Below are 26089 nucleotides of genomic sequence, written 5' to 3'. Positions count from 1 at the left end.
GTCCAGGTCAGACGGTACCGCGCCGCGCCATAACTCGCGCGAGCAGGCCAACCAAAATCAGCAATGCAGCGGCAAAAAGGGCGTAAATAATCCACATATCGAAATTGGCCGAGACCACGCTAACGTACTGTTGCTTGAAGAGATCGGCTACCGGATTGCCACCGGCCGAATCAAGCACATTCTTCGAGACAACTTCTAAAAGCAGTTTCCAAGCTCCGGCAATTATCGCGACTCCCAGGCCGATGAGCGCCAAGGTGGTCGAACGACGTCGGGCGATCACTAAAGCCAGCGCAAAAGCCAGCACCGCTCCCCCCGCAAGCCAGATACCCAACGGACTGAACTCGGCCAAACGCACGATTGCCATGCGCTGGCTAGAACTACCCAGGCTGATTAAAAGCTGCTGGGGCGCTTGGAGGGGTTGGCCAAGGCCGGCGCTGACTTTGTTGATCACCAGCTGCAGCATCGGTGCCACGTCCAAGTTCAGCGCACCCTGATCGTTGGCGTTCGAGGCCGGGTCCACAACGGTCAGCTCATGGCTTCGCCGAAGTGTCTCGGTCCAGGCGGTACCAAATCCCGGGTCGGTAGCGAGATTCTTCGTCGCGTCATTAATAATGGGCGCGATGATTTTCTGCAGACCCGGCATAGCATCAAGCTGACCTGTGACAGTTTTCGCTGTGGCACTAGCCAACGCTTGTTGAAACTGCGGATCGCTGCCCAAAGGCGCAGCCATTGCAACGAAACCCGCCTGGTTGACGACGGTCCGATCAGCCCAGATGGCCGGGATCGAAATAGCCGCCAACAAAAGTGCCGCTAATGCGACGATGGCGGAGAAAAAGCTGCGCATGAATCCCCTTCAAGTTGCTCGCCTCAACTTTATCGTTTTGTCCTGTGCACCAGCACAGAGCCGCGCGGGCAAACGAACAGAGAAGTTGACTGAAAAGAACCTATTCGAACAGGCTTGAGGGTTCCTGTGATTCGCTGTCGGTGGAAGTAGATAGGCTTAGACTCGGCCAGCAAACAAGACGCCGTAATTCAACTCAGCGCAATGGAGGGCAAGATGAACGAACCAGTCGAATCCAGCCCCGAACATCCAGTGCCGCAAAGTACGTTGCCGACGACGGCGGCAGAAACCACCGCGGACAGGCCTTGGCCCCTGCGCATGCTGTCTGAAAAACTGAAGGCGCACATCGACCGGGCTCCCGCCGCTTGGGTCGAAGGGCAAGTCATCGAGCTGAATCGCCGAGCTAACATAAGCTATCTGACCTTGCGAGATGTTGATGCCGAAATCTCTTTGAGTGTGACTCTTTTTGGCTCTGCACTGGACGCGATGGCGGTCCCGCTGGAACGCGGTGCCCGCGTGGTTGCGCAACTAAAACCCGACTTCTGGATGAAAACTGGCCGGTTGTCGATGCAGGGCCGGCAAATCAAAGCAGTCGGTTTAGGCGATCTACTTGCTCGAATTGAGGCGTTACGGCAGGCGTTGGCCGCCGAAGGAATTTTTGATGCGGAACGAAAAAAGAAACTTCCGCTGTTGCCGAACCGAATCGGCCTTATTACTGGCCGAGACTCGGACGCTATGAAGGATGTGCTGCGCAACGCGACCTTACGCTGGCCTGCTGTGCAGTTTGAGGTCCGCGAAGTAGCGGTCCAGGGCGTCAATTCGGTCAGCCAGGTCAGTGCCGCGTTGGCCGAGCTCGACGCCGATGATCGGGTAGACGTCATTGTGATTGCGCGCGGCGGCGGTTCCTTAGAGGACCTATTGGGATTCAGCAACGAGACGCTTATCCGTGCGGTGTCGGCGGCACACACGCCAGTGGTCAGCGCCATTGGCCATGAAGCGGATCGCCCCCTGCTTGATGAAGTTGCGGATTTGCGTGCTTCGACGCCAACCGACGCCGCTAAGCGAATCGTGCCCGACCTGGCTGAGGAGCTCGGCTTGGTCAACCAAGCTCGTTACCAACTCCAACGTTCGCTGACGCTATTCTTGCACCGCGAGCAAGACCGTTTGCAGCAATTGCGCTCCCGACCAGTGCTCGCTCAGCCTGATGGCATGATCGCGGTACGACGGGAAGACTTAGTCCGCCTTCAAGACCGCGCATTTGGCTCAATTTCAACTATGGTCGCCAGGCATCAAGATACTTTGGCCCATCTGCTGTCCCAGGTGCGTTCGCTGTCGCCGCAAAAGACCTTGGACCGCGGTTATGCAGTCCTGCAGCTATCCGACGGTGCCGTGGTGAGTTCCCCCGATCAGGCTCCGGACGGTACCTCGTTGCGCGTCAGACTCGCGCGTGGAATGATCGACGCCGTTTCCCAAGGCAAAGCCAGCCCCCAGAAAGGAACATCGTGAAAGAAAACGAAGTTTTAGAAACTCACGATTCAAGCACTGACAATTTAAGCTACGAACAGGCCCGCGAAGAGCTTGTTACTGTGGTTGCCAAATTAGAAGCGGGCGGAGCCAGCCTCGAAGAATCACTAGCGCTCTGGGAGCGTGGCGAAGCTTTGGCATTGCGTTGCGAGCATCGGCTCGAAGGCGTGCAAAAACGCCTCGATGCAGCTAAAGCGGCGACAGAAAAAGCCTAATCGCTGAATCCGCGAATTTATGAGGCGGCAACTCGTTTGCGCTCTAACGCAAGATCGTAGTCTCCCTCGGGCCAGCTCAAGTCAAGTGATTCAAAGGCGTCCAATAGCAGCTCCTGAACCGCAAGCCGTGCGTACCATTTCTTATCCGCCGGTACCACGTGCCAAGGCGCAATCTTGGTGCTGGTCTTTTCGAAGGCTAGTTGATACGCCTCCATATACTGCGGCCAAAATTCGCGCTCTGTGACATCAGTTGGGCTGTATTTCCAGTGTTTAGTTGGTTCAGCCAGACGCGCAGTCAAGCGCTCCTTTTGAGTCTCCGGGCTGATGTCCAACATCACTTTAACAATCTTGGTTCCATTCGAAGTGAGCTGCTCTTCAAAATCGTTGATGGCTTGGTACCGACGTTCCAACTCGGTTTCGTCTGCCCAGCCATGCACGCGATGAATGAGCACGTCTTCGTAGTGTGAGCGATCGAAGACGCCCAGCATTCCAGCCTTTGGTACTCCCTTCTCAATGCGCCAAAGAAAATCGTGCTGCTTCTCTTCATCGGTGGGCGCCTTGAACGCATGCAGCTGCATACCCTGCGGATCAACCGAGCCCACAACGTGAGAAACGATGCCGCCTTTTCCTGCCGTGTCCATGGCTTGCAAGACGAGTAATACTGAATGCTTACCACCAAATTTGCTCTGGGCAAAGAGCTGTTCCTGTAAGACCGAAAGTTTACGTTCTCCCTCGGCCAGGACTTGTTCTGCGTCGCGCTTTTTGCCGCTAAATCCGGGCGCCCCCGAGGTGTCCACCTGATCGAGGTTGAACTCTGGTCCAACAACAAGTAATTCAGCGGGCGATTTCTTAAACCCGTGCTTCGATGCCATAGCGGGCCTTCCCAGACTCAAGTTCTCTTCAGAACGCCTGAACAGATCAATTCCACCGTACTCGAAATCGAGGCAAATTCAGCTGCGCCACGAAACAACGGCGGTTTCCCTCAATTCAAGTCCCTCTGGTCAGTGAATCGCTCCGGTGTGTCCTGAGGGTTTCTCAGACGATGAGCCTGTCGGCGGCTGCCGTGCTCTGGTAGTGATTGTAGTAGTGGTTTTCTAGCTCTACTGGTGGGATGTCTCCGCAGTACTGGTAGAGCCTTCGGTGGTTGTACCAATCGACCCATTCAGCGGTGCCGATTTCGACTTCTTCTAGAGTCCGCCAGGGCTTGCCGGGTTTGATCAGCTCGGTCTTATAAAGCCCGTTGATGGTTTCCGCCAAGACGTTGTCGTAACTATCACCCACAGAACCGATCGAGGGGCGGATACCGGCCTGGGCCAGGCGTTCGGTGAAGGCCAAGGAGGCGTATTGAGCCCCGGCATCGTGATGATGAATCACCCCGGAAATCTCAGCCCCGGCCCGTTCACGACTCCAGATTGCCTGATTAACTGCGTTGAGCACTAGCACGGTGTTCATAGAAGCACTCGCTGACCAGCCCAGGATCCTCCGAGAGTAAGCATCGATCACGAAGGCAACATAGACCCACCCGGACCAGGTCGAAACATAGGTGAAATCAGCTACCCATAGCCGATCCGGTGCCGTTGGTGTGAAATCACGGCGGACCAAGTCCTTCGCTCGGGCCGCCTTCGAGTCTTTGATCGTGGTGCGTTTGACCTTGCCACGGACCGCACCCTGTATGCCAAGTAACCCCATGAGCCGTTCTACCGTGCACCTGGCCACCGGCACACCTTCACGGTTCATCGCCAACCAGACTTTCCTGGTGCCGTAAACCCCGTAATTAGCGGCATACACCTTCTGGATCACGGGCTTGAGCACCTCATCACGTTGTTCTCGGTGAGATCGTGTTTTATCCACCCATTCGTAGTACGTGGACGGGGCGGTCTTCACCCCGTCCCAGTAAGCACCTGGCAGATCGACTCGACACCCCACCGCAATCCATTATTCTCGCGGTGACCGGCATGGTCCTTGATGTATTTCACGATCAGTGTTGTGGCGGTCGAGTTCGACCGCGACAAAAGCTGAAGCACTCCGAAGGATCGCGTTCGCCCGTTTCAGCTCAGCGTTCTCACGCCGTAACCGTTTCAGCTCGGCCGATTCCGTGCTCGTTGTTCCAGTTCTAGTACCAACATCGATCTCGGCTTGCCGGACCCATTTACGCACCGTTTCCGGCACACCCACACCCAAAAGCTGGGCAACTTTTTGCATCGCCGCCCACTCCGAAGACGCACCCTCCATCTCCGCCACCATGCGCACCGCACGATCCTTCAACTCCTGCGGATACCGTGTCGTAGTCTTCCCTGCCATGTCCTGATCCTCTCAAACAAGAAAGTCTCCGGACACACCGGGGCGATTCACAGCCAGATGCTGCTCAGGGCTTGTAATGGCTTAAGAATTCAGCAATTCTTCCGATTGCATCAGTGAGATCCCTAATGTTCGGCAAAGTGACCAGCCGGAAGTGATCAGTATTGATCCAATTGAATCCGCTACCGTGCGTCACCAAAATCTTCTGTTCCTGCAACAGGTCAAGAACAAATTTCTCATCGTCTTTGATCGGGTACGCTTCTGGATCAAGTTTCGGGAAGAGGTAAAGCGCTCCCTGAGCCTGCCGAGTAGAGACACCGGGGATTTCATTGATCAGCTTGTAGGCAAGATCTCGTTGTTCACGGAATCGGCCACCGGGCAGTATCAAATCATTAATACTTTGGTAGCCACCTAACGCTGTTTGGATCGCGTGCTGTGCCGGCACATTGGCGCAAAGGCGCATATTAGAAAGTAGGTTGATTCCTTCCAAATAATCTGCAGCCGCCTTTTTAGGACCGGAAATAGTCATCCAGCCCGAGCGGTAGCCACAAACTCGGTAGGCTTTTGATAGTCCGCTGAAGGTCAGGCAGAGTACATCGTCGCGAGCAGCCAAGGCGGTGTTGTAGTGCACGGCATCTTCATAAAGGATCTTTTCGTAAATCTCATCCGAAAAAACGATCAAGCCGTGCTTGCGGACCAATTCGACCATAGCCTCGACGGTTTTTTGCGGGTAGACCGCTCCCGTCGGGTTGTTTGGATTGATGATGACTATTCCGCGCGTGCGGGGCGTTATTTTGGCTTCCAGATCTTCTAGATCGGGTTGCCAGTCCGCTTCTTCATCGCAAAGGTAATGAACGGGATGTCCACCCGACAAGCTCACGCAGGCGGTCCATAACGGATAGTCCGGAGCCGGAATCAAAATTTCGTCGCCGTCGTTCAAAAGAGCTTGCAGCGACATCGCGATTAACTCGCTCACCCCGTTGCCAAGGTAGACGTCATCTACATCAATATTCTGAATTCCTCGGGTCTGGTAGTACTTGACCACTGCGGTCCGAGCAGAGAAGATTCCCCGTGAATCGCTATAGCCCTGAGCGTGCGGCAGATGCCGAATCATATCGACAAAAATTGCATCCGGTGCTTCGAATCCGAACGGTGCCGGGTTGCCCAAGTTCAGTTTCAGAATCCGGTGCCCCTCGGCCTCCAGCTGCTGCGCTCTGGCCAAGATCGGGCCTCGGACGTCGTAACGAACGCTGGACAGCTTTGCGGATTGAGAGAATTTGGCCATCTGCCAAGAATGTCATATTCCCAAGGTTGTGGCACTGGCAAAGCGAAGCGGCGCGCAGGCCAATGGACAAAAAGTGGAGTCCTGGTTGCGCGCCGCTCGGTTCTTCGTTGCTAGTTAGCTACTACTTTGTGATGCCTTTGTCCTTGAGCCATTGTTGCCCGGCATCCTTGGGATTCTGCTTCTTGTCGCCTGAAACTGCACCGTTGAGCGAGATGAGATCGTCCGTGGTGAGCTGCTTGGAAACATTGTTCAATGCTTGCTTTGCAGCGTCCGAGAGCTTGCCTACCGCGTAAAGCGGAACAACTTGCTGGGCAAGCCAATTGTTCTTCGGGTCAGTCAGTACCGTCAATGAGTTCGTCGGGATTGCCGGTGAGGTAGTGAAGATATCCGCTACCTGAACGTCGTCATTGATCAGCGCTTTGACCGTCAGCGCTTCACCGGTAATTGGCGTGAATTTTGACGGAACGCAGTTGTACTTATCCTTCAAACCAGGCAGACCATATGGACGCGTCTCGAATTCCGGCGGACCAGCCAGGGTGAGCTTGTCGCAGACTTTCGCCAGGTCCTCAATCGACTTGAGCTCGTATTTTGCTGCGGTAGCTTTGGTCACCACCATGGCATCTTTGTCTTCCGCAGCAGCTGCATCCAGAATTGCCAACTTGGTTTTATTGGTTTGTTTGTCAGCAAAAGCCGCGAGCTTGTCTGGCAAGGCTTTAACAATATCGCCCTTGTCAGTCAAGGTATTTTGCGGATCAACGTAACCCAAAAGATTACCGGTGTAGTCCGGAATCAAATTGATTGATCCGTCGTCAAGAGCCTTGATATAGATTTCACGCGAGCCAATGCCGAGCTTGGTATTGACCGTGACCCCGGCAGCTTCCAAGGCGCCAGCATAAATCTGAGCGATGACCTGGCTCTCTGGGAAATCGGCAGAACCGACCGTCACAGTGCCAGCAGCACCGGACTTATCGGAGTTAGATCCGTTATTCAAAGGCCCGCTGTTGCCGCCACACGCCGTCAGTGCGACGGCAAGGGTCACGGCGGCCGCGGCAGGAATCAAAGTCGCGCGTGTCTTTGATCCGCCCAACCACGCTTTTCCGCTGAACTTCATAGTGTTCCTCCTTGTGAGACCGCCACACTGATGTCAGCGTCGCGATGATGGTTCTGTTGAAATCTTTTCAGAGCGCCGCCGCGTAAGCCAGCGGGCACAACCACCCGAGTGACTAAAGCCAAAACTCCGTCGAGCACAATCGCCAAAACAGCGATGACTACGGCTCCGCCGAAGACACTTCCGTAGTCATAGGACTTCAGCCCCGTGACAATGAAGCGGCCTAATCCGCCCTGCGGTAGATAGGCGACCACTGCCACAGTGGCAATAACCTGCAAGACACAGCCTCGGAATCCGCCAAGCATCACTTTGAGGCCGTTCGGCACTTCCACACGGAAAAGTACCTGCGCTTCAGACATGCCCATGGACCTAGCTGCGTCAACAATGTCTGGATCCACGGACGATATTCCGGCGTACACACCGGTCAAAATCGGCGGAATTGCCAAGAGGACTAGGGCCCAGATCGGCGGCATAAGCGCCAACGGGCTAGTTAGTAGGGCGAATAAAATCACTAAGCCAAGGGTTGGCAACGCACGCAACATGCCCGCTAGCGAAACGATGATGACCTTGCCGCGACCCGTATGGCCAACGTACAGCCCGATTGGAATGGCAATGATCAAAGCTAAACCGATTGTTAGCGCCGAATAGCCAAGGTGCTCGACCAACCTCAGCGGAATCCCATTGGCACCCTGCCAATTCTGCGCATCAAAAAGCCACTGGATGCCTTGGCCTACCGGATCATCGGTGGTGTATTTGGTTGTTCGGGGTAGAGCCGCCGGCACTATGCCGGGCAGGAAGGAAAGGCTCATGAGCTTGCTCCTTCCGTGTTCAGAACTTTCGGCGGGGTAAAACTCGACGGCGCCTCTTGGCTTGGCAACTTAGTGCGAAGCCACGGCGTTAGCAGCCGTTGCAGACCAACAAGAAGCAAATCCATTAGCAGAGCCAGGATCAGAATCATCACGATGCCGGTCAAGACCTCGCTGACATTATCGCTTGTGAGTCCGTCGGTAAATAATGTGCCTAAGCTCGGTACGCCGATAAGCGCACCCACGCTGACCAGCGAAATGTTGCTGACAGAGACCACGCGTAACCCGGAGAACAGCACCGGAATTGATAACGGCAAATCAACCGTGAAGAACCTGCGCACGGGTCGATACCCCATCGCCACGGCCGCTTGCCGGAGATCATTATCAATTGAGTTAAGCGCATCCAACGACGTACGAACCAAAAGCGCCACGGCGTAAATAGTCAACGCCACAATCACATTGGCCGGGTCTAAAATCTGCAGCCGCAAGAATGCCGGAAGCACAACCAAAAGCGCCAGCGAAGGAATCGTGAACAATAGTGAGCCCAGCGGCAAAATGATGGCCCGAGCAATGCCGCTTTTCTTAGCCAGTTGGGCGAGCGGAATAGTAATAATGATGCCAAAAACTAACGGCAAGACCGATTGATAGATGTGCAGAGCAGTACTTGTCAGGATCAAATCGACATTGTTAAGTACCCAGTTCATTGCCTCAGCCTCCGCTCACGCACCACGGGCAAGACGCGCTTGCTCGATCGCTGCCAAAACTTCAGCACCTTTGACCACGCCAGCAACCGCGCCGCCCTCGTCTACGACTACGCCAAGACCAGCCGGTGACGAGAGTGCGGCGTCAAGAGCGCGGCGCAGCGTCTCCCCGTGTTGGAACAGCGATCCGCCCGGTACCAGGTCTCCGGGACTGTTTGGTGAAAGCCAGCCCAAGGGGTGTCTATCCGCAGAGACCAAGAGCGTCCATTCGTTGACAGCTCCCGGTTCTTGGACCGTGGCCACCGGGTGGATTGGTACTGGGGATCCATCGTTGAAGGACAGGTGTCGAAATCCGCGATCTTTGCCAACAAAGCCAGCAACGAAGTCATCCACCGGTGCGCGCAAGATCTCCTCCGGCGTCGCGTATTGCGCCAATCTACCGCCTACTGCAAAGACGGCTACCTTGTCACCAAGAATGGTCGCTTCGTCGATGTCGTGCGTTACGAAAACAATTGTTTTCGCTAGATCTCGCTGTAGTCGAAGTAACTCCTCCTGAAGTTCTGCGCGAACGACTGGATCCACAGCGCTGAATGGCTCGTCCATCAACAGCACAGGCGGATCGGCAGCTAGCGCCCGGGCCACACCAACACGCTGCTGTTGGCCGCCGGAAAGTTGGCTGGGATAGCGCTTCGCGAAGGCTTGCGAAAGTCCCACGGTATCCAGAAGTTCGTGCGCCCGGGCATTTGCTTGTGCTTTGGGCACTCGATTCAGCCGCAAAACGGTAGTGACGTTATCGATGACCGTTCGGTGCGGTAGCAGCCCCGAAGACTGCATGACATAACCCATCGATCTGCGCAGTGCCGGAGCTGGAACACTTGAAATATCTTGGCCGTCGACCGTGATCGAACCACTGCTTGGATCTACCATTCGGTTGATCATTCGCAGCGAGGTGGTTTTTCCGCAGCCAGAAGGGCCCACGAAAACGGTAATCAATCCTTTGTTGATGGTCATCGAAAGATTGTCTACAGCGGCTAAGCCAGATTGACCGCCTTCGTATCGCTTCGTCACCGAGTCGAAGACAATCATTGGCTCCGGACCGGAGCCAACCTGGCCCGAGGCATGCGTCGTTGCGGACTGTACGGTTGCCATAGGTGTAGTTCCCTCACTGTTGGCGATCAAGATCAGTCAAGCGGAGCAGCCTCAGGCCGCGCGTTCTGTCGAGTCTAGCCAGCCGCACCGACAATATGAACCCCTTCCGCCCTTGGAGTTAAATCTGTACCCGCACCGTAATATTCCTCAGCCGACACAAACCATCCCCAGTTATTTCGGAGCTAACGGCGACCAGGTTGGGCCCGTTCACGAATTTTCTTGAAATTCTTATAGTCCCGTCCTTGATTCCTTATGCCAGCACGGGCAACCGCAGCCTCACGGGAATCCTTTCGCGCGGCAAGTCTGGTCATTTCCCGCTGCATCTTTTGGAAGCTCGACAAACGTCTTGGTTCCAGCTCGCCAGTGGATATCGCTTCCTGAATAGCGCACCCTGGTTCAGGAAGATGCTGGCAGTCGCCAAAGACCGCGCTTATGCCATCTTCTGCGTCGAATACCGCAAATCCACGAACACCCGGACTGTCCATGAGCACACCGCTGCCGGGCAAGGGAACCAGCTCTCGCGCGGTATGTGGCGTGTTTTCCTTTGTAATCGCCTTCGCGCACTTCTCTGGTGTCTTGAATATCGTCACCAATGAGGGCATTCACCAGACTGGACTTGCCGGCACCCGAGGGCCCAAGCAGCGTCAGCGTTGCACGGTAATCGAGGCCGCCATGGGCGCGAATACGTTCACGGAGAGCCTCGATGCCATCGCCTAGTTCGGAGCTCGTGGTGAATACCTCTGCCCCGGCGCTATACCGAACCACGTCGGCGACCACGTCTTGATTCCCATTGATCATGTTGCCAAGGTCGGCTTTCGTCAGCACAATCAAAGGCGTACCGCCGGAGTCCCATGCCGCGACTAGCATCCTTTCCATTCGGTTTGCAGACACTGGTCAATCAATTGGCACCACGATGCCAATCAGATCAATATTCGCGGCTAATAGCTGCGAATCGCTTGAGTTGTCGAAGGCAGCCTTGCGCACCAATTGCGAAATCCGCGGCAAAATCCGCGCCACCGCGAGCTCGCCTGGTCCATCAGAGGTCAATGCAAGCCAATCCCCGGTGGCAACGGGCCCGCCGTCGTGCGGATACGGCACCATAGTGATGCCGTTCTCGTTAACAAGTTGTAGAAAAAGGCGGTCTACCCGCACCACACGTGCGGGTAGTTCGTTTTCGTTGAGCTGTTCAGCAATAGCGTCGCTGAAGCCATAATTTTTCAGATTGTCCACAATGGACGAGGTCATGATGATTCCTTGGGGTAAAAGCCCCCTGGCGCGGCTAGTTAGCGGCGCGCTGCAGCGGAGGCGGATTGCTGAATGAAGGCAAGATTCATCTCAAAAACAGTCATAGCGGCCACCTCCTCTGAGTGCAGTTAGCTCAAATGTTAGTGCCTATCCGGCTCATTTTCCAGAGTTTTCAGCAGCAGTTTGTGCCAATAATTTGCCAGTCGCTGGCTGTTCTCGCCACAACCGGATGGCAATGTCGACCAACGAGACTCGGTTTAACGACTCGACGTCGGCCAACGGTATCCAGACCGCATGGGTTGTGGTCCCGTTGAGCTCTGCGGTGAGCTCGCCGCCAGTAATATGAGCTGCAAAGAGCATCCGCACGGACTGCAATGGACGCTGTTCACCATCATGACGGCGTTCTTCCGGCCAGTACGCCACGTCAACACCAAGCATTTGATCAACTTCCGCGTGATAGCCAGTTTCTTCGAAAACCTCTCGAACCGTGGCATCTACCGGGTGCTCGGCAAGGTCTAAACCGCCGCCAGGCATCGTCCAGCCCTCTTGCCCGTTCTCTACCCAATAGGCAAGCAGGATCTCTTCCTCGCGGACAATTACCGCGTAAGCGGCGGGACGAGTGTCGAATTCAAGAGGCATAAGCCCATCCTAAACAGCAGGTATCAGATCCCTGTCTTTAGACTTCAGTTATGAGCGATACCCAGGAAAACCCGTTGCCGACGCCGTGCCCCGCAAATCCAGCAGCTGCCCAATGCGTGCAATTGTGGCCTGCCCGAGATGTTCCGCTTGGCGGGGTACGCGGCGTGACGGTGTCCCGAACATTGCCACAACGCGGGATGCCAACCGTCGGCGCGTGGTGTTTCTTAGACAGTTTTGGCCCCGCAGAACCCCACATGTCGGTGCTTCCGCACCCGAATATTGGCTTGCAGACCGTGACCTGGCCGCTCGCCGGCGTCATCCGACATCGGGATTCTCTTGGCTCAGACGTGCTGCTGCGTGCCAGAGAGCTCAACCTCATGACAGCTGGCGACGGCGTTGCGCACAGTGAATTTTCTTGGCTCGGCGATGCGGACAGTGACTCCGAAGCAAAAAGCATGCGCGGGCTCCAACTTTGGGTCGCTCTTCCCGAGGATTCTCGGCACGGGCCAGCACTTTTCGAACAACATCGCGAACTGCCGCAGTTCAGTTGCGATTCACTGCGCGTCATCGTATTGTTCGGCGAACTCGCGGGGCACCGTTCGCCAGCAACCGTATTCACCCCGATTGTTGGTGCTGAGATCACCGCGAGCGCTGGAAAGTCTTCGCTGCCAATCAAGCCGGATGTCGAGCACGCAATTTTGTTGCTCGATGGCGAACTCCAAATTGACGGTGAAACACTGGTTCCTGGCCCACTTGCCTACTTAGGCGCCGGCCGGAGCGAGTTGGCTGTCCAGGTGAATGAGTTTGCAAGATTCGTGCTGATTGGTGGCGAACCATTCACCGAAGATCTGCTCATGTGGTGGAACTTTGTGACGCGTAGCCAAGAGGAAATTGAAACGGCTCGTGCGGATTGGCAGGCTCAATCCGCACGGTTTCCCACAGTTGCCGGTCACAGGCCGGATGCTGGCTCTGAAGCCGGCTGGATTCCCGCACCCCCGTTGCCGACGGTGAAACTAACGCCTCGCCGTCGAAATTCTTCCGCAAAGCCCAGCTAATTTTTGCTGACAGAAGCTTGTAAGGCCAAATCCAGCACGCCGAAGATCGGATCTTGATCTAGCACTCGAACTTCGTGGAAGCCCCGCGCAGCCAACTGATCTCGGAAGACCTTTTGCAACGGCGGTTGGTGCATGCCTAATCCTGAGCCGAGCACGATTGGCCCCGACAAGGCCAGTTGCTCGGCAACTTGAGCTGCTAATGCCGCCAGATCTGTGCCAGCTTGCTCAATCATCGCCAAGCTTTCCGGATGACCTTGTAACGCAGCGTTAAGAATCAGCGGTGACATTGATGCCCAGTAGCGTCGTGAGGTGCCGGAATGGAAATGCGCAATGAGTTCGCCGGACTCTTTGAGGCCACATTTTTCCAAGAGCGAGACGGTCAGCTGATCGGGTGACAGCCCTAAGTTCATTCGGTGCAAAGAATGTCGCACTGCTTCACGGCCAAACCAGTAGCCGCTGCCTTCATCGCCCAGCAAGTAGCCCCAGCCACCGGCGCGCGCCTGCGCTCCGGCGTCGTTGATGCCCCAGGCCGCGGAACCGGTTCCAGCAATCACCGCAACACCCACGCTGGCATGTCCAGCTGCCAACAGCAGCCGAGTGTCATGCACCACGGTTACCGGCACTCCGGGCACATGTGGCCGAATCAATGAAGCTAACGCCTCGGCATCCGCTTCGGTATCGATACCGCCAGAGCCAGCGAAGATTTGCTCGACGCCGTCGGTTGGTAGCAGCGAAAAAAGTTTCTGCAGATTCTGCCTGGCCTCGTCGATACTGACGTTTTGAACGTTGGCACTGCCAGTTTGCTCGTCGGCGATCACCACGCCGTCATGCCACAGAATGCCACGGGTTTTGCTGCCGCCGATGTCCAGGCCGATGATGGCTGTAGGCGGTATAGAAGTTGAACTCACGTCCCTAAGGATAGTTGGCAGGAGCCTCATGTTTTTATCACCGATAATCGTGGCGCCGATGGCAGGCGGCCCGAGCACCCCGGAACTCGTGATTGCTGCGGCACAGGCGGGCGCCTTGAGCTTCCTAGCTGCTGGTTACAAAACCGCGGCTACGCTGGCCGATCAGATTAGCGAAGTTCGGGCAAAAACCGAGCATTTTGGCGTCAATCTTTTTGTCTCAGATGGGCGTCATGCCGAGCCAGCCGCCTTGGCGGCGTATCGAGAAACTTTGCTGCCCGAAGCTGAGCGTTATGGCATTGAGTTACCAGCGCTGCGAGCAACCGCAGACGACGACGCATGGCAGTCGAAAGTCGAGCTGCTTTTAACAAGCCCAGTTCCGGTGGTGTCATTATGCCTTTGGCCTACCGCAAGCTGCAGAAATCCATGAATTGCGTTCACGGGGTACTACTACTGGTGCCACCGTAACCAGTGCTGAAGAGGCGCAGGCAGCAGTCGAGTGTGGGGTTGATTTCTTGGTTGTACAACATCCCAATGCCGGTGGTCACAGCGGCGCTTTCCTTGATTTGGCGCGCTTTGATCGCGAGCAACCCACCGGTTCTGGGTCAATGGCAGAGCTTCTGGGCTCGATTTCTCAGGCCAGCAAACTGCCGATGGTCGCGGCGGGCGGATTGGGCAGCAAGGCGGCTGTTGCCGATGCACTGCAGAACGGCGCCGTTTCAGCTCAGCTTGGCACCGCGTTTCTGTGTGCTGACGAAGCTGGCACAAAACCCGTGCACCGCGCCGCTTTGATTGGACAAGAGTTCACAAACACCGTGCGAACTCGGGTGTTTAGTGGCCGATGGGTGCGAGGGCTGGAGAATCGATTTATGCGGGATCATGCGGATGCGCCCGAAGGCTACCCGCAAATCCACCATCTGACGTCGGCATTACGCGCAGCTGCTGCAGCAGCCGGGGATCCGCAGGAAGTTAACCTTTGGGCCGGAACCGAGTTCTCCTCGGTACAATCTGGTTCGACGGCGAGCATCCTTGCCAGGCTTCTCGACTAAGATGGGTGACTACTATGGCGCAGAGCAATCAACCCAGACGTGAGTCAGCTTCCGGAGCAGATGTTTTGGATGAAATCGACCGAAAGATCGTTGACTTACTCATCGACGACGCCCGGATCACGAACCGAGACGTGGCCGATGCTGTCGGAATCGCGCCGTCTACCGCGTTGATGCGAACTCGAGCCCTTATCGAACGTGGCACCGTCACCGGATTTTCAGCGCAAGTTGATCTTTCCGCGATTGGACGATCAGTTCAAGCTTTGATTGCGGTTCAACTCCGTGCTCACGATCGAGTCGAAATAGATCGCTTCACGTCAACCGTGCCCAAGTTACCTGAGGTTTTGACCACTTTTCATACCTCAGGTTCGGTCGATTACTTGCTGCATATCGCGGTGCCAAGCGCTGGCGCGCTTCGGGATTGGGTGCTGGACAACCTGACGACTGATCCGGTAGTTGGAAACACCGAAACCACCTTGGTTTTCGAGCAGATGCCAGGTTATCCGGGCCCGCTCTAGACCCGAATAACCTGTTTTGGTTGTTAGCGCAGATTCTGAATATGCATCTGAGCTTGTAGCCGTTCCGAAGCAGTGTCTGCCTTTTCCCGGAAAACGGTCAAATCAATCGGCCGTTGATCGTGCCGATTAGCCCAGTCTTGAAGCGCGATGCCGGTGGAATCCATAATTGATGCGATGACGCTGCGCCTGCGACGTGGCAGCCGGTCCTTATTCATGATTGCTCCTTAAAGAAGTGTTTGATGGGGCCTGCTCTTCAGCAGGAAAAGTATCTAGCTGTGGATCCAAGATCGGGAACGCGTTGATATGAATCTGTACCGCTCGTTGGCCTTCAAGCTCACCATCGGCTTTGATCTGATCGATGAGCATTCGCGAGTATTCGTTGATTTTCTCGACGCACTTGGCCATTTGCGTCGCGTTCATTGGCAGTGTTGAAGTACCTATTGAGCTCACCTCAGCCCATTCAAGATTCAGCACATCGTCACCATGCGCCATAAAGTCAGCGAGCAACTCTGACCGATACGCTGCAACATTGTTGTTGATCAGCCGGGTAGCCTCGATCATCTCTGGATTGCTGAATGACTTCGATGACGGAACGTTGAAACCACCAGCACTTCGCTGCCACCAGCGCTCCCTAGCGGTTCCTTTACCTTCAATTTCCTGCACAAATCCGTGTTTGGCTAACTGACGCAAGTGGTAACTGGTGGAACCGCTGGATTCGTCGAGAATCTTCCCCAGGCTGCACGCCGTCTGCGGGCCGAAGCGAGACAAGGATTCCAGGATGTGCACACGCAAGGGGTGTGCGAGTGCTTTCAAAGATGCCATGTCTAGGTCTCTCGGTCGAGAAACCGAACTGTTTGGCAAGTTCCGGACAACAGCTGGAGTGCTCGTAGGAAGACTCTAGGCTTGCAAATAACTCTTTGCAACACTTACTTTGCAAAGAGTTCTTTGCGATTATTTTGCCCCTGTTAACTCGGGCGTGCAACACAATTCAGCACAACGCCAGCAAGCACCATGAGCGCCAATGAAATCAACATAACAAAGCCAATTATCGCCGTCGGTAGCCCCCACTGTGCCGCGGCAAAACCTAAGCCTAGAACGGGAACTGCGCTGCCAAGATAGGTCAGTACATACACCGCGCTCACAATCTGAGCGTGTTTCGCTGGCTCGACGGCAAGCGAGACTTGGTTGAAAACCACCCGGAAAGCGAGCCCCTGCCCCAGCCCGGCGGTAATGCTGGACGCAATCAGGAGCCAAGCAATACCGAAGGCGCCAGCAACACCCAAAAGTGCCACCGACACTGCCATGATGCCGAGACTCAGCGGAGCCAAGAGACGGCCGCCAACTCGAATCAGCTGGCTGAGCGCAGACGAAGCCAAGGTCATGCCGGCAAGCAAGCCAATCAACGGTCGGGAGTCAACACCGACAATCTGAGCGAAATAGCCGGGTGCTAGCGAAAGACAGAATCCGAAAACCGCAAAACTCAAAAATCCAACAGCCGACGCCGTCCAGAATTGGCTGCGGGCTGCCTTCGAAATCGCCGGACGTCGGGGCGCAAGCACTTTGAATGCCGAAATAGCATCCTCGCCATTACTCAATCGACTACCCAGCCCAATCGCTGGACGGGCCCGCAAAAGCACCAACGGCACCAACAGCAACACCAGCAGCACGGCATGCACCAGGAATGGCGTCTTTGTGGGCTCTGGAAGTAAGGAAAGCAAGCCGCCAATGACCGGACCAGCGGCCACGCCATCTGAGGATGCCAGCAGCGTGAAGCGCGAGGCCCATTCAGGTCGACTTGGCAATAATTCACGCAGCGCGACCGAACTCGCGCCGGTTGCCAAAGCAACGCCTAAGCCTTGTAACGCGCGGCCGGCCGAAAGCATCAGCAGGTCTTGAGCGTTCGCAAAGAGCAGCCCACCAGCAAGGCCCAGAAGCACAGCGAGTAACAGGGCTGCGCGGCGACCAATGTGATCTGACCAGTGCCCGGCAATGAGCAATCCGGCAATCAGCGCGAGGACGTAGCTGCTAAAGGCGACAGTCACACCAAAAGAGCCCAGACCCAGGGATGCTTGCAGCAACGGATACAGCGGCGTTGCCAAATTTGCGCCCACTAAAATCAGGAAAAGTGCGACGCCGGCCAGGGCTAGCCGAGCGGTTCTCGAAGCGTCCCAGCCTTTGCTGCCGGCCACGGCCGAACGCATTCTGAGTTCCGAAATAATGGTAATGTGTTCCCGATCACATTATGATGACAAAAAATTCAAGCATTTTTGGTGCTTTCAATCATTAGACTGTGGCCTAGCTGATTAGTGAGCGCTTCATTTACATTCAAATTGATGATTTTGATCAATTTGAGCTTTTCAACAGGGTGCATACTGAACATATGAATCAACTCGATGCCACGGACCTTGCGCTGCTGCTGGAATTGATCAATGATCCGCGAGCCCAGATCGGCGAATTGAGCGATCGGCTTGGTGTGGCGCGCAATACTGCAGAATCGCGCATCCGCCGCCTACTCAAGTCCGGCGCGATCCGCAGCGGCGGCCGGGAAGTTGACCTCGCCGTCGTCGGCTATGATGTGGTCGCCTTCGTGACCATTGAGGTCAGTCACCGCGAGCTCGACAGCGTGGTGACCGCGTTGCGCAAGCAGTCCCAGGTACTTGAAGTCCATGAGATCTCTGGCCGGGGCGATGTCTGGTGCCGGTTGGCCGCTCGCGATGTACAGCATCTGCAGAGCGCCCTGCGCGCGTTGTTGAGAATTCGCGGCGTGATCCGAACTGAAACCTCGCTGGCACTGCACGAACACATCCCCTATCGGGTTGAGCCGTTGCTGCATGGTTTGGCCGCGAAATAAGCAGATAATAGACCGTGACCATTATCGACAACGCCGTATATGTCCAGGGCCGGCGGACCGCAGATCCGGCGAGCTTGCAGCAAACCTACGAGACTCTTGCCGAGCGCGGCGGAATGGCCTGGATTGGGCTTTACCGTCCCACCGCCAAGGAAATGGCTTCGGTCGCCGACGAATTTGGCTTGCATGAGCTGGCGGTAGAAGACGCAATTTCGGCGCATCAGCGGCCCAAGATTGAGCGTTACGACAACAACCTTTTCACCGTCTTGCGACCAGCCAGGTACATCGATGCCGAAGAAGAAGTTGAATTCGGCGAGCTGCATATCTTCACCGGTAAGGATTTTGTCATCACCATCCGGCACGCTGAGACCTCCGGCGTCGCCCAAGTTCGACGGCGGCTGGAAGCTAGGCCCGAACTGCTGGCTTTGGGGCCAGAGGCGGTTTTGTACGCGATTCTGGACCAGGTCGTTGACGACTACGCGCCCGTGGTCGCTGGGTTGGAAAACGATATTGATGAGATTGAAGACCAGCTCTTTGCTGGCGATCCCAATGTTTCCCGCCGTATTTACAAGCTTTCTCGTGAAGTAATTCTTTTCCAACGCGCCTTGAACCCGTTGATTGGCATCATCGCGGCGTTGAAGTCAGGGTTTGAAAAATACGATATTGATATTGAATTGCAGCGCAGCCTTCGCGATGTTGAAGATCACGTGGTGGGACTGACCACCAAGGCGAACGGCTTCCGCGAATTGCTGCAAAACGCCTTGACCGTTGATGGCACCCTGACTGCGAATCGACTCAACGAAGCTGGCACGAAACAAAACGAAGAGGTCAAGAAAATCTCGTCCTGGGCGGCAATTTTCTTCGCGCCAACGTTTGTGGCCAGCGTCTATGGCATGAACTTCGACGTGATGCCCGAGCTCAAGTGGGAGTTCGGCTACCCCTATGCTATTGCCGTCATGATCTTGCTCTCTGGCGGAATGTATCTGATCTTTAAACGGAAGAAGTGGTTGTAGGCGGAATATCTCGCCAAACATGTCAGTTGCCGCTTTAAGTAAGCAACAATCAAGGAGATCTCTGTGACTGTGAACGTTCCCAACGTCACCCTAAATAACGGCGTCAGCATGCCTCAGCTCGGTTTGGGCGTCTGGCAAGTGCCGGATGATCAGGCAACCGCAGCCGTGCTGAGCGCGCTGAACTCGGGCTACCGCAGCAATTTACGGAAACGAAGCAGGTGTGGGCAAGGCGATCAGCCAGTTCCTCACCGAATCCGGTGTAGACCGCAGCGAGCTCTTCGTGACCACCAAATTGTGGAACGTGGAACAAGGCTACGAAAAGACTTTGGCCGCCTTTGAAGCGAGCCTTCAGAAGCTGGGCCTGGATTACGTAGACCTTTACCTGATCCACTGGCCAAAGCCGAAGCACGATCTGTACTTGGACACCTGGCGAGCCTTCGAGGAAATCTACGCCTCGGGCCAAGCCAAGGCTATTGGCGTATCAAACTTCAAAACGGACCAGTTGCAGAAGATCATCGATCTGGGTGGCACAGTTCCGGCGATTAACCAGATCGAACTACACTCGAACCTGCAACAGCGTGAGCTGCGCGCGTTCGGCAAAGAGCACGGCATTCACACTGAAGCCTGGAGCCCGCTTGCACAAGGTAGCTTGCTTGAAGACCCGGCAGTGGCTGCGATTGCTGAGGCACATGGCAAGTCCACAGCCCAGGTCATCATTCGTTGGCATATTCAGGTTGGCAACGTGGTGATCCCCAAGTCGGTCACTCCAGAGCGGATTGCCGCCAACATTGACGTTTTCAACTTCGAGTTGAGCGATGCTGAAATCGCCACCATCGACGCACTTGATAAAGACGGCCGAGTCGGCTCGCACCCGGACGAAGTTCACGTAGCGAAGTAATCTTTAGCCGTAAAACGTGGGCGCATCTTTCGAGGTGCGCCCACGTTTTACGTTTAGGGGGGGGCGACTTCGTCGCTCCGGCTGGCTTCGTTGCCACTTGTGCGCAGTTGAGTAGGGTATTTCACCGAGATACCCTACTCAACTGCGCACAAGTGGAAGAGCAAACTACTTATTCAGTACTGCCATGCCAGCTTCCGGGTAACGCTCCCCCGCCGCCGCTGGCAGCGAATCAAGATGCTCCAACTGTGCAGCGGAAAGCACCAGCTCATCCGCACCAACGTTGTCTTCTAAGTACTTAATTTGCCGAGTACCAGGAATCGGCGCGATGTCATCACCCTGCGCCAATAACCGAGCCAAGGCGACTTGTGCCGGCGTCGCACCAATCTCCGCCGCAACAGCATCGACCTGCTCAACCAAAGCGATATTTGCTTGCAAATTCTCACCGGCGAACCGAGGGTTCGCCCGCCGGAAGTCATCCTCATCTAGCTGGTCAAGGCTCCGAATTGCGCCAGTCAGGAAGCCCCTGCCAAGTGGTGAGTAAGGTACAAACCCCATGCCCGGCTCACGAACGGTCGGCAAGATTTCCGCCTCCGGATCCCGAGACCACAACGAGTGCTCGGTCTGCAAAGCAGTTACCGGGTGCACTGCATGCGCACGCCGAATGGTCGCCGGAGCCGCCTCAGAGAGCCCGTAGTAACGAATCTTCCCCTCGTCAACCAACTTGGCCAACTCACCAACGGTGTCTTCGATCGGCGTATTCGGGTCCATTCGGTGCTGGTAAAACAGATCGATGTAATCCGTACCCAACTGCTTAAGTGAACCCTCAACCGCTACGCGCACATTTTCCGGTTTGCCAGTCAACCCACGCACGCTGCCAGCTGCATGATCAATATTGCCGAACTTTGTGGCGATGACCACCTGATCGCGCCGGTCCGCCAACGCCGCACCCACCAACTCTTCGTTGGTGTACGGACCGTAGATCTCGGCGGTATCAAAAAAGTTACGCCGAGGTCAAAGGCCCGGTGAATCGTCTTAGTTGCGCCGGCGTCGTCCTTGCCCGCTCCGGTGTAAAACGCACTCATGCCCATGCAGCCCAATCCGAGCCGTGAAACTTCTAGGCCCTGTGAGCCTAATGCGATCTTCTTCATGGCGTTCCTTTCGCTGAAGTATCGATAGCTTCACGCTACGACTTGGAGTGCACTCCAACGCAAGCCCCTGCGATAAAGAACTAAAATTAAGGTCTGCTAAGCAGCCCGACGGCGGTCAGCACAGAAGCGCGCAGCGACTTGCGTTCGGCAGTTCCGTGGCCAGGCTGCAGTTGAAACACTGCTTGCGTCACCAAGGCACTGATCATCAGGTGCAGCGTCTGCGCAGTCAATTGGTCTGAGATCAATCCTTCAGCTTGTACCTGCTTCAGCGCAGCTTCTTTGCACGCACCCGCGGCCAGCACTTTCAGTACTGCGAATTCCCTTACCTTGGCGCTCTAACTGGTCCCAAAACACCAGACGCATCTTCTCCGATTTAGCCAGTGAAAAATCAAACAGCCTCCCCGCATAGCCAGAAAGATTCCGAAGGATCAATCGGCACCTCGTCAATCAACGCGATCACCATGGCGTCAAAAACTGCATCAAAAAGCCCGTCTTTGGAAGCAAAGGCTAGGTATAAATCTGTACCTTATTCGATACCGGCCACGGCCGCGATTCGATCCACCCTGGCGCCAGCAATGCCGTACTGGGAGAATTCTTGGACAGCAGCTTCTAACAGTCGTTGCTTCGTTGCCTGTGCATCTCTAGCCATAACAACATATTACTAACTGGTTAGTTGACAAACAAGTGAGACCGGACTTTACTAGATTATCAACCAACCAGTTTAGAAACTTTTGGAAAGGCTCGGAAATCATGTAGAATTTCCCAGATCAGAGCGGAAAGCTTGCGGTAATCACCGGAGCGAACTCCGGAACCGGCAAAGAAGCCACCAAGCGTCTCGCCGCAGCCGGGGCGATGATCATCATGGCAGTCCGCAGCCCAGAAAAAGGTGAGGCTGCCGCTGCTGAGATTCGACGCGCTAATCCGGGGGCCCAATTGCAAGTTCGACGAGTCGACCTTGCCGATCTAGCCAGCGTCGAAGATTTCGCGAGTGGATTGCTCGCCGATGACCGCCCAATTGACCTGCTGCTCAATAATGCAGGTGTGATGACTCCGCCGTCGAGGAACGAGACAAAAGACGGCTTTGAACTGCAATTCAGCAGTAACTTCCTGGGGCCGTTTGCGCTGACCAATCGGCTGCTTCCACTGATTCTGAAAGCCCAAGATCCTCGAATCACCACGATGAGCTCCGGGATGGCGAACATTGGCCGTATCAACTTCAATGACCTCAACTGGCAACGTCGCTACCGCAGCGTCCCGGCCTACTCACAATCTAAGCTGGCCGATTTGATGCTGGCTCGCCGCCTGGCCGACGTCGCACTGGCGCGGAACTGGAACCTCATGAGCAATGCCGCGCACCCCGAATACACCAACACCAACCTACAGACGGCTGGCGCCAGCTTGGGCCCCGAGAAGCCTGCTAACGCCTGGTTCACTCGGCTCAATATTCTGCCTTCACAAGATGTGGAACAAGGCGCAGAGCCAATGCTTTATGCGGCAACAAGCCCCGATGCAATCAACAAAGGCTATTACGGCCCCTCCGGAAAGTTTGGCTTGGTTGGCCCCACCGGAGTCGCCGGATTGAATCGCACCATGCGTAATGACGAGGTAGCCGCCAGACTTTGGAACGTTGCCGAAACTCTCACCCACACTAAGCTGCCTGCCTGAGTTCACCAGCAGTTCATCCCCGTCAGCTAGGCTCCGATTCATTGCATATTGAACAAAGACCATCGCTTGGGGAGGCGCTATGAAACACAGCAATATAGTTTCGCAGCAGAAGCACATCGAAGACTTTCGGACTAAGGACGGCCTGCTTACCAAGCTTCGGCCCGGTGACCGAATTCGGCTGGAATACCCCCATGGTGGCAGTTCAGTTGGCGTTGTCGACGAGCACACCGCAGATTTTTCGGTGGTCTGGATACATCTGGATCACGGTCAAGGCCGCACGATGCTCCTCGCCGATGACCAGATTCGAATCGTGAAGCAGCCAAGCGCCAGCTGAGGATTTCCTGAGCGACAAAGTTAACCCACCGGACGCGCTTTCTTAATGTAAGCCTGGTGCCGAATTCAGCGAAGCCCCCAATGGTTAGAAGCCTTGGGAGCTTCTTCTTTTTTCGGCCATATTCGGAGTGCCTCCATGTCTGTCGTGCGCATCATGATCGCCTCTTTCGGCAACGCCCAGGACCTTGTTTTACATAGCTGGCTTCGGCACCGAAACCGAGTGGTGCAAGGGCAGCTAATCGGTGGATTCGCCACAGCAGATGGCGTCAACGCAGAGACATCAAATCCAAACTGGCAGGTCGTTGAACCGCAGAACTTCATGGACAACTTAGATGTGGATCGCGTCTTTGCTTGGCGACTTCTCACCTCGAATAATCGGGAGCTGGCCCGGAGCGCCGGAATCTTCTTTCGATTCTCCGATGCGCAAGAAGATGCGATGCGGCTGCAACAGAATGTTTCGCTTTTGATGTTCGACGCCGTGGTGGACTGAATCGCTCCGGTGTGTCCTGAGGGTTTCTCAGACGATGAGCCTGTCGGCGGCTGCCGTGCTCTGGTAGTGATTGTAGTAGTGGTTTTCTAGCTCTACTGGTGGGATGTCTCCGCAGTACTGGTAGAGCCTTCGGTGGTTGTACCAATCGGCCCATTCAGCGGTGCCGATTTCGACTTCTTCTAGAGTCCGCCAGGGCTTGCCGGGTTTGATCAGCTCGGTCTTATAAAGCCCGTTGATGGTTTCCGCCAAGACGTTGTCGTAACTATCACCCACAGAACCGATCGAGGGGCGGATACCGGTCTGGGCCAGGCGTTCGGTGAAGGCCAAGGAGGCGTATTGAGCCCCGGCATCGTGATGATGAATCACCCCGGAAATCTCAGCCCCGGCCCGTTCACGACTCCAGATTGCCTGATTAACTGCGTTGAGCACTAGCACGGTGTTCATAGAAGCACTCGCTGACCAGCCCAGGATCCTCCGAGAGTAAGCATCGATCACGAAGGCAACATAGACCCACCCGGACCAGGTCGAAACATAGGTGAAATCATCTACCCATAGCCGATCCGGTGCCGTTGGTGTGAAATCACGGCGGACCAAGTCCTTCGCTCGGGCCGCCTTCGAGTCTTTGATCGTGGTGCGTTTGACCTTGCCACGGACCGCACCCTGTATGCCAAGTAACCCCATGAGCCGTTCTACCGTGCACCTGGCCACCGGCACACCTTCACGGTTCATCGCCAACCAGACTTTCCTGGTGCCGTAAACCCCGTAATTAGCGGCATACACCTTCTGGATCACGGGCTTGAGCACCTCATCACGTTGTTCTCGGTGAGATCGTGTTTTATCCACCCATTCGTAGTACGTGGACGGGGTGGTCTTCACCCCGTCCCAGTAAGCACCTGGCAGATCGACTCGACACCCCACCGCAATCCATTATTCTCGCGGTGACCGGCATGGTCCTTGATGTATTTCACGATCAGTGTTGTGGCGGTCGAGTTCGACCGCGACAAAAGCTGAAGCACTCCGAAGGATCGCGTTCGCCCGTTTCAGCTCAGCGTTCTCACGCCGTAACCGTTTCAGCTCGGCCGATTCCGTGCTCGTTGTTCCAGTTCTAGTACCAACATCGATCTCGGCTTGCCGGACCCATTTACGCACCGTTTCCGGCACACCCACACCCAAAAGCTGGGCAACTTTTTGCATCGCCGCCCACTCCGAAGACGCACCCTCCATCTCCGCCACCATGCGCACCGTACGATCCTTCAACTCCTGCGGATACCGTGTCGTAGTTTTCCCTGCCATGTCCTGATCCTCTCAAACAAGAAAGTCTCCGGACACACCGGGGCGATTCAGGGTCCTAACCGGGCAGGGGCGGCAATCGATATGACAACGGCGGCAGGGAAGCTTGTCTTCGGCATCTTTGCCGCACTTGCCGAGTTCGAACGTGAACTCATTTCCGAACGCACCAAAGCCGGCATGGCTTCAGCCAGGGCCCGGGGACGCAAGGGCGGACGGCCCTTCACGATGACGCCAGCGAAGATCCGACTCGCGATGTCTGCCATGGGCCAGCCCGAGACTCATATCGGGAATCTCGCCAAGGAAATCGGTGTTTCCCGCCAAACCCTCTACCGATACGTCTCACCCACCGGCGAGCTCCGCCCTCAAGGCCGACGAATAATCAAACAGAGCAATGGTTAGTCCTGGCCCGGAGAACGGACTCCAACGTGTCCCAGAACCACCGATGTCCGCTTCCTTACGACACAATAAAGTCCGTTTTCTGCAGCGACCCCTATAACTTCGTTGCAGTCTAACCAACTACAGAGACCAGCGGTAATTTTTTTTGTGGTTGAGGGCTAGTGGTGAAATACCCCATCAAACCTGCATCAGCCCCCTTAACTCGCTTCAAGGCTACAGCAGAGTTAACATTTTCGAACATGGTGGTTATTCTGCTTACTTCCAAGAATTCAAGCCTGATGGGAATCCCGACGCGGTCAAAGGACCTTCTTTTGTTTATAAAAAATATGGTCCTGCCAGGGAACGGACGTTCACATCGCGATAGAGGTTAAAGTCTCTACACCTAACGGTTCCGCAACAGCAACTGACAAATTTGAATACGTGGGTAGTGACCAACACCCAGATATCCATGCACCAGATGGAGCAACTCCGGTTACTGGTAAATGGTGTTCTGGGGGCTTGGCCCACGTTTGATGGAAAACACATCGCAGACCTCAAAACCGATCCTCCAGTGAATTCTCCAACAGTTTTCCAGCCTGCGCAGGCCCAGCAGACGGTTTGTGGCTTTCTTTAATAGTCGCCAAGCCGCCATGAAGACTAGTTTCTAGACTTCTTACAGAATGCATCCGGCGTT

29 protein-coding genes and 4 pseudogenes are annotated in these 26089 nt (G+C 55.5%); 13 read left to right on the top strand and 20 right to left on the bottom strand.

From position 1 onward, the window contains the following. Window positions 1–7: 7 nt before the first annotated feature. Complete coding sequence (locus tag RSAL33209_RS04980) at window positions 8–844, bottom strand: hypothetical protein (protein ID WP_012244579.1); 837 nt, start codon at window positions 842–844, stop codon at window positions 8–10. A 213-nt stretch (window positions 845–1057) separates the two neighbouring features. Between RSAL33209_RS04980 and xseA the strand changes: the two genes are divergently transcribed. Both xseA and RSAL33209_RS04970 read left to right on the top strand, forming a co-directional pair. Further along, window positions 1058–2347, top strand: a complete 1290-nt coding sequence (gene xseA, locus RSAL33209_RS04975; RefSeq protein WP_049759059.1) for an exodeoxyribonuclease VII large subunit — start codon at window positions 1058–1060, stop codon at window positions 2345–2347. After that, the gene (locus RSAL33209_RS04970) at window positions 2344–2580 is read left to right on the top strand and encodes an exodeoxyribonuclease VII small subunit (RefSeq protein ID WP_012244577.1); all 237 of its coding nucleotides are present in this window, start codon (window positions 2344–2346) and stop codon (window positions 2578–2580) included. The genes xseA and RSAL33209_RS04970 overlap by 4 nt, the downstream gene beginning before the upstream one ends. Window positions 2581–2597: 17 nt before the next feature. Here the strand turns inward: RSAL33209_RS04970 and RSAL33209_RS04965 are convergent, their stop codons facing one another. From RSAL33209_RS04965 to RSAL33209_RS04920, 10 genes and pseudogenes are all read right to left on the bottom strand, one after another. Further along, window positions 2598–3452: a polyphosphate kinase 2 family protein gene (locus tag RSAL33209_RS04965; RefSeq protein ID WP_041684468.1), complete on the bottom strand. Its 855-nt coding sequence runs from the start codon at window positions 3450–3452 to the stop codon at window positions 2598–2600. Between the two features lie 163 nt (window positions 3453–3615). Continuing rightward, window positions 3616–4881, bottom strand: a pseudogene (locus tag RSAL33209_RS16920) (IS3 family transposase). Between the two features lie 64 nt (window positions 4882–4945). Continuing rightward, on the bottom strand, window positions 4946–6163 hold the full coding sequence (locus tag RSAL33209_RS04950) for a pyridoxal phosphate-dependent aminotransferase (protein ID WP_012244572.1): 1218 nt from the start codon (window positions 6161–6163) through the stop codon (window positions 4946–4948). Window positions 6164–6284: 121 nt separating this feature from the next. Then, window positions 6285–7274 (bottom strand): ABC transporter substrate-binding protein, encoded by a 990-nt coding sequence (locus RSAL33209_RS04945; protein WP_012244571.1) that lies wholly within the window; start codon window positions 7272–7274, stop codon window positions 6285–6287. Next, on the bottom strand, window positions 7271–8080 hold the full coding sequence (locus RSAL33209_RS04940) for an ABC transporter permease (RefSeq protein ID WP_012244570.1): 810 nt from the start codon (window positions 8078–8080) through the stop codon (window positions 7271–7273). The genes RSAL33209_RS04945 and RSAL33209_RS04940 overlap by 4 nt, the downstream gene beginning before the upstream one ends. After that, complete coding sequence (locus tag RSAL33209_RS04935) at window positions 8077–8781, bottom strand: ABC transporter permease (protein WP_012244569.1); 705 nt, start codon at window positions 8779–8781, stop codon at window positions 8077–8079. The genes RSAL33209_RS04940 and RSAL33209_RS04935 overlap by 4 nt, the downstream gene beginning before the upstream one ends. Window positions 8782–8796: 15 nt before the next feature. Continuing rightward, entirely contained in the window at window positions 8797–9864 is a 1068-nt protein-coding gene (locus RSAL33209_RS04930) for an ABC transporter ATP-binding protein (protein WP_041685213.1), read from the bottom strand. 459 nt (window positions 9865–10323) lie between these two features. Continuing rightward, the gene (gene rsgA / locus RSAL33209_RS16020; RefSeq protein ID WP_325050115.1) at window positions 10324–10818 is read right to left on the bottom strand and encodes a GTPase RsgA; all 495 of its coding nucleotides are present in this window, start codon (window positions 10816–10818) and stop codon (window positions 10324–10326) included. A gap of 3 nt (window positions 10819–10821) precedes the next feature. Beyond that, on the bottom strand, window positions 10822–11172 hold the full coding sequence (locus tag RSAL33209_RS16015; protein ID WP_012244566.1) for a ribosome small subunit-dependent GTPase A: 351 nt from the start codon (window positions 11170–11172) through the stop codon (window positions 10822–10824). A gap of 156 nt (window positions 11173–11328) precedes the next feature. Continuing rightward, window positions 11329–11811 carry an NUDIX hydrolase gene (locus RSAL33209_RS04920; protein ID WP_012244565.1) on the bottom strand — a complete coding sequence of 161 codons (483 nt, stop codon included), beginning with the start codon at window positions 11809–11811 and terminating at the stop codon, window positions 11329–11331. Between the two features lie 50 nt (window positions 11812–11861). Here RSAL33209_RS04920 and RSAL33209_RS04915 point away from each other — a divergent pair, with 50 nt between their 5' ends. Further along, window positions 11862–12866 (top strand): pirin family protein, encoded by a 1005-nt coding sequence (locus RSAL33209_RS04915; protein ID WP_012244564.1) that lies wholly within the window; start codon window positions 11862–11864, stop codon window positions 12864–12866. On the opposite strand, the gene RSAL33209_RS04910 is transcribed toward RSAL33209_RS04915, so the two are convergent. Next, entirely contained in the window at window positions 12863–13804 is a 942-nt protein-coding gene (locus tag RSAL33209_RS04910) for an N-acetylglucosamine kinase (protein ID WP_012244562.1), read from the bottom strand. The two genes, RSAL33209_RS04915 and RSAL33209_RS04910, sit on opposite strands and share 4 nt — an antisense overlap. A 28-nt stretch (window positions 13805–13832) precedes the next feature. Between RSAL33209_RS04910 and RSAL33209_RS18575 the strand changes: the two genes are divergently transcribed. From RSAL33209_RS18575 to RSAL33209_RS04900, 3 genes are read left to right on the top strand one after another with little or no spacing between them, the layout of a single operon-like run. Further along, window positions 13833–14201: a nitronate monooxygenase gene (locus RSAL33209_RS18575; RefSeq protein WP_244862351.1), complete on the top strand. Its 369-nt coding sequence runs from the start codon at window positions 13833–13835 to the stop codon at window positions 14199–14201. A gap of 1 nt (window position 14202) precedes the next feature. Next, the gene (locus RSAL33209_RS18570; RefSeq protein WP_012244561.1) at window positions 14203–14820 is read left to right on the top strand and encodes an NAD(P)H-dependent flavin oxidoreductase; all 618 of its coding nucleotides are present in this window, start codon (window positions 14203–14205) and stop codon (window positions 14818–14820) included. A 14-nt stretch (window positions 14821–14834) separates the two neighbouring features. After that, window positions 14835–15335 carry an Lrp/AsnC family transcriptional regulator gene (locus tag RSAL33209_RS04900; protein ID WP_041684466.1) on the top strand — a complete coding sequence of 167 codons (501 nt, stop codon included), beginning with the start codon at window positions 14835–14837 and terminating at the stop codon, window positions 15333–15335. Window positions 15336–15358: 23 nt separating this feature from the next. Here the strand turns inward: RSAL33209_RS04900 and RSAL33209_RS17460 are convergent, their stop codons facing one another. From RSAL33209_RS17460 to RSAL33209_RS04890, 3 genes are all read right to left on the bottom strand, one after another. Then, a complete protein-coding gene (locus RSAL33209_RS17460; protein ID WP_012244559.1) occupies window positions 15359–15550 on the bottom strand; it encodes a hypothetical protein in 192 nt (63 codons plus the stop codon). Beyond that, window positions 15543–16157 (bottom strand): ArsR/SmtB family transcription factor, encoded by a 615-nt coding sequence (locus RSAL33209_RS04895; protein ID WP_114597580.1) that lies wholly within the window; start codon window positions 16155–16157, stop codon window positions 15543–15545. The genes RSAL33209_RS17460 and RSAL33209_RS04895 overlap by 8 nt, the downstream gene beginning before the upstream one ends. 143 nt (window positions 16158–16300) lie before the next feature. After that, complete coding sequence (locus RSAL33209_RS04890; protein ID WP_012244557.1) at window positions 16301–17536, bottom strand: MFS transporter; 1236 nt, start codon at window positions 17534–17536, stop codon at window positions 16301–16303. A gap of 179 nt (window positions 17537–17715) precedes the next feature. Here RSAL33209_RS04890 and RSAL33209_RS04885 point away from each other — a divergent pair, with 179 nt between their 5' ends. The 3 genes from RSAL33209_RS04885 (at window position 17716) to RSAL33209_RS04875 (ending at window position 20094) form a co-directional block, all read left to right on the top strand. After that, window positions 17716–18186 carry an Lrp/AsnC family transcriptional regulator gene (locus tag RSAL33209_RS04885; RefSeq protein ID WP_041684461.1) on the top strand — a complete coding sequence of 157 codons (471 nt, stop codon included), beginning with the start codon at window positions 17716–17718 and terminating at the stop codon, window positions 18184–18186. 14 nt (window positions 18187–18200) lie between these two features. After that, entirely contained in the window at window positions 18201–19196 is a 996-nt protein-coding gene (gene corA, locus RSAL33209_RS04880) for a magnesium/cobalt transporter CorA (RefSeq protein ID WP_012244555.1), read from the top strand. Between the two features lie 220 nt (window positions 19197–19416). Continuing rightward, complete coding sequence (locus RSAL33209_RS04875) at window positions 19417–20094, top strand: aldo/keto reductase (RefSeq protein WP_012244554.1); 678 nt, start codon at window positions 19417–19419, stop codon at window positions 20092–20094. A gap of 165 nt (window positions 20095–20259) precedes the next feature. On the opposite strand, the pseudogene RSAL33209_RS04870 reads toward RSAL33209_RS04875, so the two are convergent. The 4 genes and pseudogenes from RSAL33209_RS04870 to RSAL33209_RS17455 form a co-directional block, all read right to left on the bottom strand. Continuing rightward, window positions 20260–21242: pseudogene (locus tag RSAL33209_RS04870) on the bottom strand (aldo/keto reductase). Window positions 21243–21328: 86 nt separating this feature from the next. After that, the gene (locus RSAL33209_RS16010) at window positions 21329–21487 is read right to left on the bottom strand and encodes a hypothetical protein (protein WP_155116073.1); all 159 of its coding nucleotides are present in this window, start codon (window positions 21485–21487) and stop codon (window positions 21329–21331) included. A gap of 4 nt (window positions 21488–21491) precedes the next feature. After that, complete coding sequence (locus RSAL33209_RS19975; protein WP_158539293.1) at window positions 21492–21674, bottom strand: hypothetical protein; 183 nt, start codon at window positions 21672–21674, stop codon at window positions 21492–21494. A gap of 94 nt (window positions 21675–21768) precedes the next feature. Beyond that, a complete protein-coding gene (locus RSAL33209_RS17455; protein WP_012244550.1) occupies window positions 21769–21891 on the bottom strand; it encodes a TetR family transcriptional regulator in 123 nt (40 codons plus the stop codon). A gap of 122 nt (window positions 21892–22013) precedes the next feature. On the opposite strand from RSAL33209_RS17455, the pseudogene RSAL33209_RS04860 reads away from it, so the two are divergent. The 3 genes and pseudogenes from RSAL33209_RS04860 to RSAL33209_RS04850 form a co-directional block, all read left to right on the top strand. After that, a pseudogene (locus RSAL33209_RS04860) lies at window positions 22014–22907 on the top strand (SDR family oxidoreductase); the annotation flags it as partial. Window positions 22908–22986: 79 nt separating this feature from the next. Then, window positions 22987–23241: a hypothetical protein gene (locus RSAL33209_RS04855; RefSeq protein ID WP_012244548.1), complete on the top strand. Its 255-nt coding sequence runs from the start codon at window positions 22987–22989 to the stop codon at window positions 23239–23241. Between the two features lie 135 nt (window positions 23242–23376). After that, complete coding sequence (locus RSAL33209_RS04850) at window positions 23377–23730, top strand: hypothetical protein (RefSeq protein ID WP_041684459.1); 354 nt, start codon at window positions 23377–23379, stop codon at window positions 23728–23730. Window positions 23731–23757: 27 nt separating this feature from the next. Here the strand turns inward: RSAL33209_RS04850 and RSAL33209_RS04845 are convergent. Then, a pseudogene (locus RSAL33209_RS04845) lies at window positions 23758–25023 on the bottom strand (IS3 family transposase). Between the two features lie 81 nt (window positions 25024–25104). On the opposite strand from RSAL33209_RS04845, the gene RSAL33209_RS04835 reads away from it, so the two are divergent. After that, window positions 25105–25419, top strand: a complete 315-nt coding sequence (locus tag RSAL33209_RS04835; RefSeq protein ID WP_012244544.1) for a recombinase family protein — start codon at window positions 25105–25107, stop codon at window positions 25417–25419. Window positions 25420–26089: the final 670 nt, after the last annotated feature.

This window comes from Renibacterium salmoninarum ATCC 33209, assembly GCF_000018885.1.
Classification (GTDB): domain Bacteria; phylum Actinomycetota; class Actinomycetes; order Actinomycetales; family Micrococcaceae; genus Renibacterium; species Renibacterium salmoninarum.
Note: the sequence above shows the minus strand (reverse complement) of the source record. Positions and strands in the feature narration are given on the sequence as shown.

Coding starts and splice junctions, on each gene's coding strand:
- RSAL33209_RS04980 (WP_012244579.1), bottom strand. CDS start 844: ATGCGCAGCTTTTTCTCCGCCATCGTCGCATTAGCGGCACTTTTGTTG.
- xseA (WP_049759059.1), top strand. CDS start 1,058: ATGAACGAACCAGTCGAATCCAGCCCCGAACATCCAGTGCCGCAAAGT.
- RSAL33209_RS04965 (WP_041684468.1), bottom strand. CDS start 3,452: ATGGCATCGAAGCACGGGTTTAAGAAATCGCCCGCTGAATTACTTGTT.
- RSAL33209_RS04950 (WP_012244572.1), bottom strand. CDS start 6,163: ATGGCCAAATTCTCTCAATCCGCAAAGCTGTCCAGCGTTCGTTACGAC.
- RSAL33209_RS04945 (WP_012244571.1), bottom strand. CDS start 7,274: ATGAAGTTCAGCGGAAAAGCGTGGTTGGGCGGATCAAAGACACGCGCG.
- RSAL33209_RS04940 (WP_012244570.1), bottom strand. CDS start 8,080: ATGAGCCTTTCCTTCCTGCCCGGCATAGTGCCGGCGGCTCTACCCCGA.
- RSAL33209_RS04935 (WP_012244569.1), bottom strand. CDS start 8,781: ATGAACTGGGTACTTAACAATGTCGATTTGATCCTGACAAGTACTGCT.
- RSAL33209_RS04930 (WP_041685213.1), bottom strand. CDS start 9,864: ATGATTGTCTTCGACTCGGTGACGAAGCGATACGAAGGCGGTCAATCT.
- RSAL33209_RS16015 (WP_012244566.1), bottom strand. CDS start 11,172: ATGACCTCGTCCATTGTGGACAATCTGAAAAATTATGGCTTCAGCGAC.
- RSAL33209_RS04920 (WP_012244565.1), bottom strand. CDS start 11,811: ATGCCTCTTGAATTCGACACTCGTCCCGCCGCTTACGCGGTAATTGTC.
- RSAL33209_RS04915 (WP_012244564.1), top strand. CDS start 11,862: ATGAGCGATACCCAGGAAAACCCGTTGCCGACGCCGTGCCCCGCAAAT.
- RSAL33209_RS04910 (WP_012244562.1), bottom strand. CDS start 13,804: ATGAGGCTCCTGCCAACTATCCTTAGGGACGTGAGTTCAACTTCTATA.
- RSAL33209_RS18575 (WP_244862351.1), top strand. CDS start 13,833: ATGGCAGGCGGCCCGAGCACCCCGGAACTCGTGATTGCTGCGGCACAG.
- RSAL33209_RS04900 (WP_041684466.1), top strand. CDS start 14,835: ATGGCGCAGAGCAATCAACCCAGACGTGAGTCAGCTTCCGGAGCAGAT.
- RSAL33209_RS17460 (WP_012244559.1), bottom strand. CDS start 15,550: ATGAATAAGGACCGGCTGCCACGTCGCAGGCGCAGCGTCATCGCATCA.
- RSAL33209_RS04895 (WP_114597580.1), bottom strand. CDS start 16,157: ATGGCATCTTTGAAAGCACTCGCACACCCCTTGCGTGTGCACATCCTG.
- RSAL33209_RS04890 (WP_012244557.1), bottom strand. CDS start 17,536: ATGCGTTCGGCCGTGGCCGGCAGCAAAGGCTGGGACGCTTCGAGAACC.
- RSAL33209_RS04885 (WP_041684461.1), top strand. CDS start 17,716: ATGAATCAACTCGATGCCACGGACCTTGCGCTGCTGCTGGAATTGATC.
- RSAL33209_RS17455 (WP_012244550.1), bottom strand. CDS start 21,891: ATGGCTAGAGATGCACAGGCAACGAAGCAACGACTGTTAGAAGCTGCT.
- RSAL33209_RS04855 (WP_012244548.1), top strand. CDS start 22,987: ATGAAACACAGCAATATAGTTTCGCAGCAGAAGCACATCGAAGACTTT.
- RSAL33209_RS04850 (WP_041684459.1), top strand. CDS start 23,377: ATGTCTGTCGTGCGCATCATGATCGCCTCTTTCGGCAACGCCCAGGAC.
- RSAL33209_RS04835 (WP_012244544.1), top strand. CDS start 25,105: ATGACAACGGCGGCAGGGAAGCTTGTCTTCGGCATCTTTGCCGCACTT.